The sequence below is a fragment of the Acinetobacter sp. GXMZU3951 genome, assembly GCF_054457875.1.
Genome location: NZ_JBTLFO010000001.1, coordinates 180,561 through 193,635, shown reverse-complemented (window position 1 = coordinate 193,635; position 13,075 = coordinate 180,561). Strand labels below are relative to the sequence as shown.

The following is a 13,075-nucleotide window of genomic DNA, read 5'->3' as shown; positions in this document are numbered from 1 at the left end:
TTTTTTTGTCTAATAACTAGTGCGTTCGACGATCATTTTGCGCATAAAATTGTTGTTTCTGTTGATACATCATGTGATCCGCGCGTTTCAGCATGTCTTCAATCCGTTCATGGGCTTTTACAGTTGCATATCCGATGGAAAGGCTAATCGGTTGACTGGCATGGAATTGGTTATCGACATGAATTAATTCTTGCAGACTGTGCAGGCAGTTATGTAACGCGGCTTCATCCGCACCTGGCAGTAACACCACCAGCTCATCCCCTCCAATTCGGGAAGCAGAGTAGAGCGTATTTTGGATCAGCTGGTTTAAAATCCCTCCGATACGACGTAATAAACCATCACCAGCATCATGTCCTAAACTGTCATTTACTTCTTTTAAGCCATTCATATCAAGAAAAATGCAAGACGCAGGTCGTAAAGGGCTACGTTCTAGCCGGTTCATTTCTTCTGTATAAAAGGAGCGGTTATACAGTTTGGTTAACACGTCGTGCTTGCCCAGATACTCCAGATAGTTTTCTGCTTTTTTACGTGCAGTAATATCAGTAAGCGCAACCTGCACCATGCTCCAATCATGTTGGTAATCGGGGAAAACGGTAAATTGCAATAACACGTGTCGAATACTGCCATCTAGCGCATAATTGACCGCTTCACGTTGATGATGGATATTGCCATTCCATAATTCAAGCAATTGTTCACGGAAGGTTTGCACCATTTCTTTGGCAAATATTTTATGGACATTCTTTAATAAAGTGTCTTTATCGGCTGCGCCAAATAAATCTAAGGTCGCCTGATTCACATCAATAATCACAATATCCTGAATACATTGCAGAATAAAATCATGGTGTACATCTAAAAAGGTTTGGAAATCCCGAATTCCCATGTGTTTTAGCTGATCAAGGCGGTATTTAATGCGACTGAAATCTTCCACCCATAATGACGTTGGGGAATATTTAAAGCGAGATTCAGCCAGCAAGCGGTTTTTTTCTTCCAGTCGGCAGGCGGTTTTGTAAGGGGTAATATCTTCAGTGGTAATTAAAAGCAGGGAAAGATCATGTTCATGTCCTGGTATCACCGTACCGCGTAATTGAATATCTAAGCGTTGTCCTGAAATGGTGTAATTGACAGTACTACTGGAAAATTCAGTATGACCTGCCCATAAACTCAACAGTTCTTGAATATGAGTTTTCGCCATATCCTGTTTAAAGATCAGCTCAAGGTTTTGCTGTAAATGCTCAAGATCTTGTGCTTGAAAGAGTTGCAGGGTTTTTGCATTGACTTTCAAAATTCTGATTTTACGAGCGCATTCTAATACGCGAGATTCATCTTCCTGCAAGAACTGTTCAAGGTCTTGAATACCTTGCGCTCGCCATAGATCAAATTGTTTTTTGACTTCGCTGAAATCTTCTAACCACATGGCGATGGGGGATAATTCAAAAATTGAGGAATCTAATAACTCCATGAATAGCTCGTATTTATTTTTAAGTGTGACTTAGTATAGGAGCTATTGTTTTAATTTTAAATCATGTGATAAATAAAAGTTTTAAAAGTAATTTTGTGCTTAATTTGGCATTAAATTTGCCTGAAAATGAGGTTGTCTACCAGTCGTGGTCGACAACCTCCAGTGCAGTGAGCTTGATTTAGCGTGCCAGTTTGCGTGCTTTATTCTCTGCTTTAGGAGCTGCAATCTCACGTTGATGATTCCAGACCTCTAAGAAATCCTGTTCATTGATGTTATACAGCTCAAGTAAAGCCAGTATCACACCACCAATCACCATTCGGCTTTCTAGAGGCGAATCGATCCGGAAACCCTTTTCATCCAGACGATGCAGAATATCCTCAATCTCAAAAATGCGATCACGTCCATTACTGTCGGTAGGATACATCGGGGTATTTAAAATGATTTGCGCCAAGCTTTTTTCATTTGCTGCCAGATGCAGTTGTTCAATCACTTGATTCAGCGGCTCGGTCGGGAAAATCACAGGGTCTTGCAAGACTGCTTTTAAAAAAGCCTGACGCAGTTTGGGTAAGGGTTGTTCCACAAATGGGCGGAAAGAAATCGGGAAAATCACATTGTGTGAAATGCCTTTAAACATCGGGGCAATTTCTTCAACTTTATAACCTGCTACCCCACAGCCAACTGAGGTAATGAAATATTTGGTTTTGGGATGATGCTGGGTATAGATTTTGAAGTCATCAATATAGTGTTGAATTTGTGAAAGTGGCATTTGTTGTAAATGCTCGTTCATGGTGGGAATGGCATAACTTTGACCAGCCCAACCCCGTCCGGCACCTTTCATGGCACCAAAATGTAATAAAGCGATTTTGGCCGCACCACCCGCATGCGTACCCGCCATATTACTGCCAAAAACAAAAATGGTATCTTCTGGTAAGCTTTTGACGATGCTTTCGTCATGGTAATGGTAGCGCATAAGTTTGTTATCTAATCATCATTATTGCTTCATGTTGCAACTGAATAGCGTAGGGGTCAAGGGGCAAGCAATGCTTTTTTAGTAGAGGAGATCTGAGGGGGGAATTTCTACCTGCTGTGAATTGGTTTTCATGCGCATAATTCTCACAATGGACTTGTTGCATGTTGTAAAACTGCCCCCATACTATAGGGGTCATATTGTGTCGAAGATGGAAACCATGCAAGAGCATCAAAAACCTGTGCAAGACAATCATCAGCCTTTTGAGTTGGTGACTCAGTTTCAACCTGCGGGGGATCAACCTCAGGCGATTGAGAAACTGGTGCAGGGCATCGAGCAAGGTTATCGCAATCAATTGCTTTTAGGCGTCACGGGGTCGGGTAAGACGTATACCATGGCCAATGTGATTGCGCAGACACAACGACCTACCATTATCATGGCGCATAACAAAACTCTTGCTGCCCAGCTTTATGGTGAGTTCAAGGCCTTTTTCCCCAATAATGCGGTTGAGTATTTCGTGAGTTATTACGATTACTATCAACCTGAAGCCTATGTGCCATCTTCAGATACGTTTATTGAAAAAGACGCGGCGATTAATGATCACATTGACCAAATGCGTTTATCCGCCACGCGTGCCTTACTGGAACGTCGCGATGCGATTATTGTGGCCTCGGTCTCGGCCATTTATGGTTTGGGTGATCCGAATGCCTATATGAGTATGCTGTTGCATATTGTTGTAGGGGATCGCATTAGCCGTGATGAAATTATTCGTCGTCTGGTGGAAATGCAATATAGCCGTAATGAATTGGAGTTTTTACGTGCGACCTATCGTATTCGTGGCGAAATTATTGATATTTTCCCTGCCGAATCGGATCAACATGCCATCCGGATTGAACTGTTTGATGATGAGGTGGATTCCATTCGCTGGTTTGACCCATTAACAGGCAAAATGGTGCGTAAAGTCCCGCGGGTCACGATTTATCCCAAAAGCCATTACGTTACTCCAAAAGATAATTTGGAACGTGCGATTGGCACGATTCGGGAGGAACTAAAAGAGCGGTTGGTGTTTTTCCGTGAGCATGACAAATTATTGGAAGCACAGCGGATTGAACAGCGTACCCGCTACGATTTGGAAATGATGCAGCAGTTGGGTTACACCAACGGTATTGAAAACTATTCACGGCATTTATCTGGACGTCCAGCAGGCGAAGCACCGCCGACCTTGTTTGATTATGTACCAGATGATGCTCTATTGATTATTGATGAATCGCATGTGACCGTTCCGCAGATTGGTGCCATGTATAAAGGCGACCGTTCGCGTAAAGAGAACTTGGTGAATTATGGTTTCCGTTTACCCAGTGCTTTAGATAACCGTCCCATGAAATTTGAAGAGTGGGAACGCATTGTTCCGAGCACGATTTATGTCAGTGCAACCCCAGCACGATATGAATTGGAAAAATCGGAACAAGTGGTCGAGCAGGTGGTCCGTCCAACAGGTTTGGTCGACCCTGAAATTGAAATCCGTCCGGTGCTGACCCAAGTCGATGATGTGCTGTCTGAAATTAATATTCGTAAGGATTTAAACGAGCGGGTATTGGTGACCACATTAACCAAACGTATGGCGGAAGATTTGACCTCTTATTTAAAAGAATATGGCGTGAAAGTCGCGTATTTGCATTCTGATATTGATACGGTAGAGCGAGTGAAGATTATTCATGAATTACGTTCAGGGATTCATGATGTCTTGGTGGGAATTAACTTGCTGCGTGAAGGTTTGGATATGCCTGAAGTGTCTTTGGTCGCCATTCTGGATGCCGACAAAGAAGGTTTTTTACGCTCCGAACGCTCACTCATTCAAACCATCGGTCGTGCCGCGCGTAACTTAAAAGGTAAAGCGATTCTCTATGCGGATCGGATTACGGATTCTATGCAAAAAGCCATGGATGAAACTGAGCGACGTCGTGCCAAACAAATCGAGTTTAACTTGCAACATGGCATTACCCCACGAAGTGCAGTGCGCCAAGTGGTGAGAGAAATTGATACAGGTGAAGTGCTGAGCGACGATCAGATTGATGCCAAGTTTGCAGAACAGACTCAGGCACTTTCAGCAGATGAGCAACATCTTCTTGCGAATCCTAAACTGTTTGCGAAGCATATTGCCAAACTGGAAAAAGAGATGCTTAAAGCCTCTAAAGAATTACAGTTTGAACAAGCTGCTCGTTTACGAGATGAGATCCTGCGTTTAAAAGCACAACTGTTACAATAGCTTGGGTAACTTTGCACTTCAAAATCATTACATAACGCTACAATACGCTGACCTAAAGCTCGTTATTTTTTAGAGACATGCTGTTTGATTGTGAATGAATCAAAACCTTTTAAGGAATGACATGATGAGTAAAAGTAATCTTCCTCAGGCAGGTTGGCGGATTGGAAAAATTGTATTGGGTGGGGCAATTCTAGTCGGTTTGGGAGCCGCTACACTGGCTTATGCGCAAACGAAACCAATGCCAGTGGTTGAAAAGGTCGAGTTAGACCGTTATTTGGGGGTTTGGTATGAAATAGCACGCAAACCGATGTACTTTCAAAATAAATGTGCGCGCGACGTTTCTGCGACCTATACCTTAAATGAAAATGGCAATGTGAATGTAGATAATCGTTGTTATTCCAAAGAGGGCATTTTACAGCAGGCCATCGGAGAGGCTTTTGTGCAAAATCCTCCGTTTAACTCCAAGTTACAAGTCAGCTTCTTGCCGGAAGCCGTCCGTTGGTTGCCAGTGGCGCGCGGTGATTATTGGATTTTAAAACTGGATGATGATTATCAAACCGTTCTGGTGGGTGAGCCGCGTCGTAAATATATGTGGGTTCTTTCTCGAACTCCAGAAGCCAAACCTGAAGTGTTGAATGAGTATTTAGATTATGCAAAAACGCTAGGCTATGATTTAAGCGACTTAATTCACACCCCACAGAGCAAGAAAGTTGAGAAGAAATAATACAGGCTGAATGTTATTGTATGAGGGGTAGCTGACCTTTCATCATCACCACTGAATAAAAATACCAGCCTGAGCGACTAAACTTGGTTGGGAGTTACAGTGAATATTTTTCGCTGTGACTGGGCAGCATTTGGTGAAACATTGTCTGTAGTTGATTGGGTTTGGCGAATGAATGTTAACTTCTCGTTTTTTACATGGCACATGACAATAGCTCTTACATACATGTAGTACTTTGAGTGTCTGGATTTGCGTGAAAGTTATCTTAAATATTAAGTATTTTATTTCGCTTATCGTTATACTAAACGCGAAAAAATAATCGAGTAACAAGATGTATAAAGGCGTAGCACTGTCGGTATTGGCATCTGTCACTTTTGGCGTGCTTTACGGCTATACAGAGTTTTTAAAACCGCTCGACAGTGAGCAAACATTTGCTTGGCGAATGCTGGCGACTTTACCTTTTTTAAGCATATTTATGTGGTGGTCGGGTGAGCTCACTCGAATTACTGAACTGTTTAAAAAAGTGCTCCAACAACCCACTTATTTGCTTTGGTTGCTGATCAGTTCAATACTTTGTACTTCGCAGTTATGGCTGTTCTTATGGGGACCAATTAACGGGCGAGGACTAGAAGTATCATTGGGGTATTTTTTGCTGCCGCTGGTGATGGTGCTGATCGGCTGTATTTTGCATAAGGAAAAACTGTCACGATGGCAGTTGCTGGCGGTGATTCTGGCAGCCCTCGGTGTCGCGCATGAGATTTGGCGGATTGGCAGTATTGCTTGGGAAACGCTATATGTCGCTTTAGCTTATCCTTTATATTTCTATTTACGTCGTTTGTTTCAATCTGATCACTTGGGTGGTTTTTGGTGGGATTTGTTTCTAATTCTGCCGATAGCATTGTATTTGCTCTCAATTTCAAATGGCTTGAGCGTTATTCCTCAATTTCCGCATCTGATTTGGGCAATTATTGGTTTAGGCTTTTTAAGTGCACTGGGCTTGGGAAGCTATATTTTGGCTAGCCGATATCTACCTTTCGTGCTGTTCGGTTTGCTCAGTTATTTGGAACCTGTGTTATTGGCAGCTGCTTCTGTGGCTTTGGGCGAACAGATCGCCCCCGATGAATGGCTCACCTATATCCCGATTTGGTGCGCAGTATTGGTTTTGATACTTGAAGGCAGTTTGCATTTGTATAAACAACACAAACAGAAGCAGAGCTTGGTAAGAAATATAGAAAAAGTTGATGCGCGTTTAAAAGATCAGAATTAAGCAAAATTTTGGGGATAAATATCTGTCTTTATCCCCAGGCACATCTATCGAGTTGGCGATTCAAACCAATTCAAAAATCCGTATTTTTCGTCCAAAAAGTAAAATCACATCAAAAATTACAACTATTTTGTAAATTTATAATGAATATGTAGGAAAATAGCAGCGTCTGAACCAGCTTTTGATTCAATCTTGCTGACAATTCCTTTACAATTGTCGGGTTTTGAAATTTATGCCTAGATATACAATTTAATTAGAGGACGTATCTGTGAGCAAAGAGACTATTATCGCCCTACACGCAGAGCACCAAGGTCGCTGGAAAAACCGTGAAGAAATCGCGGAACAAATGATTGCTTTAATCGGTAAACTTTACCGTGAGCAAAACATCGTAACTTCAGTTTATGGTCGTTCTTTAGTTAACCGTTCGGTTATCCAGATCCTAAAAGCACACCGTCGTACACGTATGATGGACGTTGAGCTTTCTGTTGTGAATACTTACCCAATTCTTCAAGCATTGGCGAAAATTCAGAATATCGGTACAGCTGAAATTGATCTAGGTAAACTTGCTGTTGAATACAAAGCACAAGGTGGCGATGTTGATGCCTTTGTTGCGAGTGCGGTTAAATCAATCGAAGGTCGTGCGACTTCAGTTGAAGGTCGTGACGTGGTTCTTTACGGTTTTGGCCGTATTGGTCGTATCCTTGCACGTTTGATGATCGGTCAATCTGGTCTTGGTCGTGGTTTAAACCTCAAAGCGATCGTTGTTCGTAAATCTTCTGATGGTGATTTGGAAAAACGTGCGTCTTTATTACGCCGTGACTCGATCCATGGTCCATTCTCTGGCACGATTTCTGTAGATGAAGAAAACGAAGCAATTATTGCGAACGGTCAATTCATCAAAGTGATTTATGCATCGAATCCATCTGAAGTTGATTACACAGCTTATGGTATTGAAAATGCATTGGTAATTGACAATACAGGTAAATGGCGCGATTCAGAAGGTCTTGCACAACACCTTAAATGCCCAGGCGCTGCACGCGTAATTTTGACTGCACCTGGTAAAGGTGACATGAAGAACGTGGTATTTGGTGTTAACCAAGCAGACATTCTTGATGAAGATCAAATCATTTCTGCTGCAAGCTGTACAACGAATGCAATTACCCCAACCTTAAAAGTATTGCATGACAAATACACTGTGTTAAATGGTCACGTTGAAACAGTTCACTCGTTCACAAACGACCAGAACTTAATCGACAACTATCATAAAGCAGATCGTCGTGGTCGTGCGGCGACGTTGAACATGGTGATTACTGAAACTGGTGCGGCTAAAGCAGTTGCTAAAGCGCTTCCAGCACTTCAAGGTAAATTGACTGGTAACTCAGTGCGTGTTCCTACTCCAAACGTTTCACTTGCGATTCTTAACTTAACGTTAGATAAAGAAGTTGATCGTGAAGAAGTAAACGAATATATCCGTCAGATTTCTATCCATTCTAACCTTCAAGGTCAGATTGGTTTTACCAACTCAACTGAAGTTGTATCTTCTGACTTTATCGGTTCGCGTACTGCGGGTGTGTTTGATGCGCAAGCTACAATCACTTCTGGTAACCGCTTAACTGCATACGTCTGGTATGACAATGAAGTCGGTTATAGCTGCCAAGTATTGCGTATTGCTGAACAAATGGGCGGCTTAAGCTATCCAAAAATTCCTGTAGAAACAAATGCATAATTTGTTTTTGTAAGTAAAAAAGAGCTTCAGTCATGAAGCTCTTTTTTTTACCTGAGGTTTAGAACTGCTTTTGAGTAAAAATAACAAGCATATTTATATTGAATTAAAAATATAACTGATGAATTTGGATCAATGTTTTAATTCCCACTAAGTGCGTAGTATTCAAATTAATGCATGATGCTCTGCAAAATAAAGTACCGAGAAGGTTGAGATTACGGGATATTGTTTGAAGTTAACTCCCCTAGATTGATATCGATCGGCAATTAAATTTACCATTAAGTGGAAAGTATTTGGCTGAATTAAAGTTTCAGGTTGAAACACCGATACAGGTCTTGATTGATTATCAGAGCCTAATTCATGTAAAACCACTGATGCCAGTAGAAATCACAACAGATTTGATTTATCAGCACCAATTGTTGCTTCGGTTTTCGCTTAAATTGAATCTTCCTATTAAGATGGAGGCGCCATTTCATTTAAAAACGTGATTACACTATTCCAGTGCAGATTTGCGACGATGCACCGGTATATTTCTAATTTTATTTGCACATTCATTAATATGTCTTACATCATTTAGCAGCACAACTAAATTTAAATGCCCCCATGAAAATACAGCGCAAAGCCAGCTTTAATACCACGATGTAAAACGCTGTACGTGAGACTTTCGTAAAACTGAGAGATAAATATGCATTTACCACTACGCAATATTCACCTTAAAGCATAAATAGATGTACGACGTTAAGCTGCTTATAGATAGAGTGAGATGTGAATGTTCGTTTTAGCTCGAGAAATCCTATTCTTGCTGGCTAAAGATTAATCTGTTAGCTTACCAAATGAAAGTACATAGAATAATAGTAAGCAGAGTTGGGGAATACATGAGTACATATGCAACCAGTAAAATATTAGGGCAAGTGTTATCTACGGAGTGCCCATCCCGCGAAATTTTAGAGCACCTTTCGAGTAAATGGTCATTATTGGTGTTGCATTGCCTAAGTGGGGGGGTGCATCGTTTTAGCGAACTTAAAGTTAAGATTGAGGGGATTAGTGAAAAAATGCTTTCACAAACTTTAAAAAGCTTAGAGCAAGATGGTTTTATCCTACGCACGGTTTATCCGATCGTACCACCCAAAGTGGAATATCAACTGACGATTTTAGGTGCGCAAGTCGCTGAAAAAGTAGGTGATTTAATTGCTTGGATTGAGCGTACCCTTCCTGAAATTTTGGAACAGAAACCAAAAATTGCGAATTGAGTGAAGTGAGTGGGAGGGGAGAATAATTGCAGACCCTGATCAATCTTTCTTTTTAAGCTTGAATCTCTCCTCGGGTAAGGCTGATTTAGAGCGGAAGACGTTAATAATCTTTATTTGCGTCCAAGCAAAAAATGAAAAATAAGAATGAAAATAGGCTGTTAAATCTCAATAATGAGCAAAATTAATATTTAGTTGAATAATTCTATTCGAGAAATGCTTTAAAATGTGGCAGAATAAGCGGTTTTAAAGATTTTAGAGGATTGGCAGTATGCGCTTTGTTGATGAAGCAGTCATTACCGTAGAGGCTGGCGACGGTGGCAATGGCGTAGCCAGTTTTCGCCGTGAAAAATTTGTACCCTTTGGTGGGCCAGATGGTGGTGACGGTGGTCGTGGTGGCAGCATTTATATTCAAGCCGATGACGACACGAGCACATTGGTAGATTATCGTTATACCCGTAAATTCCGTGCAGAACGTGGTAAAAACGGTTCAGGCGCAAACTGTGCTGGTCGTGGCGGTGAATCCGTTATTTTAAAAGTTCCTGTGGGCACCACAATTGTCGATACCGATTCTGGCGACATTATTGCAGATTTGGTCGAAGATGGTCAGCAAGTGATGGTTGCTAAAGGTGGTGATGGTGGTTTGGGTAACACGCACTTCAAATCTTCAACCAACCGTACGCCGCGTAAATGTACACATGGTTTTAAAGGTGAATTCCGTGAAATTCGTTTAGAACTTAAAGTGTTGGCAGATGTAGGTTTGTTGGGTATGCCGAATGCGGGTAAATCAACCTTTATTCGTGCCGTTTCAGCCGCAAAACCAAAAGTTGCAGACTATCCATTCACAACCATGGTTCCAAACTTGGGCGTAGTCGATGCTGACCGTCATCGTTCCTTCGTAATGGCTGATATTCCTGGTTTGATCGAAGGTGCATCAGAAGGTGCGGGTTTAGGTATTCGCTTCTTGAAGCACTTGGCACGTACCCGTATTTTATTGCACATTGTAGATGTACAGCCAATTGACGGTTCTGACCCTGCTTATAATGCCAAAGCCATTATGAAGGAGTTGAAGAAATTCTCTCCAACTTTGGCAAAACTGCCAGTGGTCTTGGTGTTGAACAAGTTAGATCAACTTGAAGATGAAACCAGTGAAGAATGGTGTAACCACATTCTTGAAGAATTGGATTGGAAAGGTCCAGTATTTAAAACTTCTGGTTTGTTATCAGAAGGGACTAAGCCTGTAGTGTATTACCTCATGGATCAAATTGAACAGCAACGTGAACGCGAAGTTGAAGATCCTGAATACGCTGCAGAGGTGAAAGCATTCCGTGAACAGTTAGAAGCTGAAACACGTGAACAAACCATTGCCGCGAAAGAAGCTTATCGTGAAATGCGTCGTCAACAGCGTCTTGCTGGTCTGTTGGGCGATGATGACGAAGACGAAGACGATGATGGCGACGATGGCGAAATGGAAGTGTATTACGTTCGCTAATTTCCAAGCGAACAACATGTAACTGAGGACAAGATGATAGAAGTGGTAGATGGGCAACGTCAGCTCAAGGCTTTAAAACGTATCGTTGTTAAAATCGGATCATCTTTACTCACAGCAAATGGGCAAGGTTTAGATTTAGAGGCAATTTCGCATTGGGCGAAACAAATCGCGGATCTACACCAAGCAGGGCATGAAATTATCCTTGTTTCGTCTGGTGCTGTGGCTGAAGGTATGGTTCGAATGAAGCTAGAGCATCGACCCACCGATCTACCCAGTCTTCAGGCATGTGCTGCCATTGGTCAAATGGGCTTAATCCATACTTGGTCTAGCGTATTAGAGCAACATAGCATTCAAACCGCTCAAGTGTTGTTAACGCATGATGATCTTGCAGATCGTCGTCGTTACCTAAACTCATGTGATGCATTGCAAAACCTCATCGACTGGCGTGTGATTCCTGTTATTAATGAGAATGACACGGTATCGACCGATGAAATTCGTTTTGGTGATAATGACACGCTTGCAGCGATGGTGGCAGGACAAGTCCATGCGGATTTGTTGATTATCCTAACCGACCAGCAGGGCATGTTTGATTCTGACCCACGTTCTAATCCGAATGCAAAACTGTTCCATACCGTACGTGCTTTAGATGAAAGCCTGTTTGATATGGCAGGTGGCGGTGGTAAGTTTGGTCGTGGTGGGATGCTGACCAAAGTTCGTGCAGCGCGTTTGGCGGCTAAATCAGGCTGCCCAACCTTAATTGCCAGTGGTGAAAGTGATCATGTACTTGCGCGCTTAATGGCGGGTGAAATGCTGGGCACTTTATTCATCACGGATAATGACCGTATTACAGCCCATCAGCAATGGTTGGCAGCGCACTTACAAACCGCAGGCCGTTTGATTTTAGATGATGGTGCAGTGAAAGCCATCAAAGAAAATCATCGTAGTTTGTTGCCTGTAGGTGTGAAAGCGGTAGAAGGTCATTTTGACCGTGGTGATGTGGTCGAGTGTGTTGATCCATCCGGCTACCGTGTAGCGGTTGGGCGTGTGAATTTTAGCTCTCGTTCTGCGGAACTGGTCAAGGGCTTGGCTTCTGACAAGGTTTATCAAGTTCTTGGTGAAGCCCGTTCACTGGAAATGATTCATCGTGATCATATGGCAATTTACTAACTGATTTTAAAAATCCCGCTCAAGAGCGGGATTTTTTATATCTATACAGATTTATTTAATATAGCCTCTTTGAATCAGGGGCTTAAATACATAGAAATGCAAAGTCAGTACCCATTGCATGATTTTCTCTTTATATTGGTTCCAGAGGGTTAAGCCAAAATAATTCAATACAAACGCCAGTATAAATGCACCAAGCATATCCAATGGGAAATGTACACCGAGATAGACGCGTGACCAAGCCACCAACCAAGCCATCGGCAAGAGGAATACACTCAATTTCCGTTGTGCCGAAAATAAGTATGAAAAAGCGATGCTGCTAAAAATCAGCATATGATCGCTCGGGAAGGAGCCATTCGGTGCGTGGTAGATCAGTGTACGTCCAACGTCCATCACAAAGGGGCGTGGGTGATAAAAAGCATGGGAAATACACTGACTAATCAAAAGGGCTATACTGGTGAAAATAAAGGCCTTTAAGATTTGTTTTTTAGTTTCATAATTCCCGCGTAACCAGAACAATGCGAAAAGTGCAATCATGCAATACAGGAGGTCATTGGCAATAAAAATAGCGAAATTGATGCTACTGTTGCTGGCATCAGGAGAGGCATTAATCAGAGAGAAAAAGGCAAGATTGAGTTCTGAAAGAGACATGAAGGTGTATTAGGTATACAAAGTGCATAGAGTGTAATAATTCTGTCATCTTGTTGAAATAAAAAAAGACCACAGAATTGTAGTCTTTTTTTAGGCATAGATTGTTATGTGCTTAAGTAAA

At 41.9% G+C, this 13,075-nt stretch carries 10 protein-coding genes; 7 read left to right on the top strand and 3 right to left on the bottom strand.

The genetic code is table 11. From position 1 onward, the window contains the following. Window positions 1-16 precede the first annotated feature (16 nt). Both ACX17N_RS00865 and ACX17N_RS00860 read right to left on the bottom strand, forming a co-directional pair. Complete coding sequence (locus ACX17N_RS00865; protein WP_458890703.1) at window positions 17-1,459, bottom strand: sensor domain-containing diguanylate cyclase; 1,443 nt, start codon at window positions 1,457-1,459, stop codon at window positions 17-19. A gap of 178 nt (window positions 1,460-1,637) precedes the next feature. Continuing rightward, window positions 1,638-2,429 (bottom strand): A1S_2505 family phage non-structural protein, encoded by a 792-nt coding sequence (locus ACX17N_RS00860; protein WP_458890702.1) that lies wholly within the window; start codon window positions 2,427-2,429, stop codon window positions 1,638-1,640. A 217-nt stretch (window positions 2,430-2,646) separates the two neighbouring features. Between ACX17N_RS00860 and uvrB the strand changes: the two genes are divergently transcribed. From uvrB to proB, 7 genes are all read left to right on the top strand, one after another. After that, the gene (uvrB, locus tag ACX17N_RS00855) at window positions 2,647-4,692 is read left to right on the top strand and encodes an excinuclease ABC subunit UvrB (RefSeq protein WP_458891108.1); all 2,046 of its coding nucleotides are present in this window, start codon (window positions 2,647-2,649) and stop codon (window positions 4,690-4,692) included. Window positions 4,693-4,813: 121 nt separating this feature from the next. Next, window positions 4,814-5,416 (top strand): lipocalin family protein, encoded by a 603-nt coding sequence (locus tag ACX17N_RS00850; protein WP_458890701.1) that lies wholly within the window; start codon window positions 4,814-4,816, stop codon window positions 5,414-5,416. Window positions 5,417-5,744: 328 nt separating this feature from the next. After that, complete coding sequence (rarD, locus tag ACX17N_RS00845; protein ID WP_458890700.1) at window positions 5,745-6,680, top strand: EamA family transporter RarD; 936 nt, start codon at window positions 5,745-5,747, stop codon at window positions 6,678-6,680. A 265-nt stretch (window positions 6,681-6,945) separates the two neighbouring features. Then, window positions 6,946-8,403: a glyceraldehyde-3-phosphate dehydrogenase gene (locus tag ACX17N_RS00840; RefSeq protein ID WP_458890699.1), complete on the top strand. Its 1,458-nt coding sequence runs from the start codon at window positions 6,946-6,948 to the stop codon at window positions 8,401-8,403. An 872-nt stretch (window positions 8,404-9,275) separates the two neighbouring features. Next, entirely contained in the window at window positions 9,276-9,650 is a 375-nt protein-coding gene (locus tag ACX17N_RS00835; RefSeq protein WP_458890698.1) for a winged helix-turn-helix transcriptional regulator, read from the top strand. A 268-nt stretch (window positions 9,651-9,918) separates the two neighbouring features. Beyond that, window positions 9,919-11,139, top strand: coding sequence for an Obg family GTPase CgtA (gene cgtA / locus ACX17N_RS00830; RefSeq protein ID WP_458890697.1), 1,221 nt, complete (start codon window positions 9,919-9,921; stop codon window positions 11,137-11,139). 33 nt (window positions 11,140-11,172) lie between these two features. Next, window positions 11,173-12,306, top strand: a complete 1,134-nt coding sequence (gene proB / locus ACX17N_RS00825; RefSeq protein WP_458890696.1) for a glutamate 5-kinase — start codon at window positions 11,173-11,175, stop codon at window positions 12,304-12,306. Window positions 12,307-12,357: 51 nt separating this feature from the next. Here proB and ACX17N_RS00820 read toward each other — a convergent pair whose 3' ends face one another. Continuing rightward, a complete protein-coding gene (locus ACX17N_RS00820; RefSeq protein WP_458890695.1) occupies window positions 12,358-12,954 on the bottom strand; it encodes a phosphatase PAP2 family protein in 597 nt (198 codons plus the stop codon). Window positions 12,955-13,075 lie beyond the last annotated feature (121 nt).

What these genes read in the sequence shown, in the direction of transcription:
- ACX17N_RS00865 (WP_458890703.1), bottom strand. Translation starts at nt 1,459, where the DNA reads ATGGAGTTATTAGATTCCTCAATTTTTGAATTATCCCCCATCGCCATG.
- ACX17N_RS00860 (WP_458890702.1), bottom strand. Translation starts at nt 2,429, where the DNA reads ATGCGCTACCATTACCATGACGAAAGCATCGTCAAAAGCTTACCAGAA.
- uvrB (WP_458891108.1), top strand. Translation starts at nt 2,647, where the DNA reads ATGCAAGAGCATCAAAAACCTGTGCAAGACAATCATCAGCCTTTTGAG.
- ACX17N_RS00850 (WP_458890701.1), top strand. Translation starts at nt 4,814, where the DNA reads ATGATGAGTAAAAGTAATCTTCCTCAGGCAGGTTGGCGGATTGGAAAA.
- rarD (WP_458890700.1), top strand. Translation starts at nt 5,745, where the DNA reads ATGTATAAAGGCGTAGCACTGTCGGTATTGGCATCTGTCACTTTTGGC.
- ACX17N_RS00835 (WP_458890698.1), top strand. Translation starts at nt 9,276, where the DNA reads ATGAGTACATATGCAACCAGTAAAATATTAGGGCAAGTGTTATCTACG.
- cgtA (WP_458890697.1), top strand. Translation starts at nt 9,919, where the DNA reads ATGCGCTTTGTTGATGAAGCAGTCATTACCGTAGAGGCTGGCGACGGT.
- proB (WP_458890696.1), top strand. Translation starts at nt 11,173, where the DNA reads ATGATAGAAGTGGTAGATGGGCAACGTCAGCTCAAGGCTTTAAAACGT.
- ACX17N_RS00820 (WP_458890695.1), bottom strand. Translation starts at nt 12,954, where the DNA reads ATGTCTCTTTCAGAACTCAATCTTGCCTTTTTCTCTCTGATTAATGCC.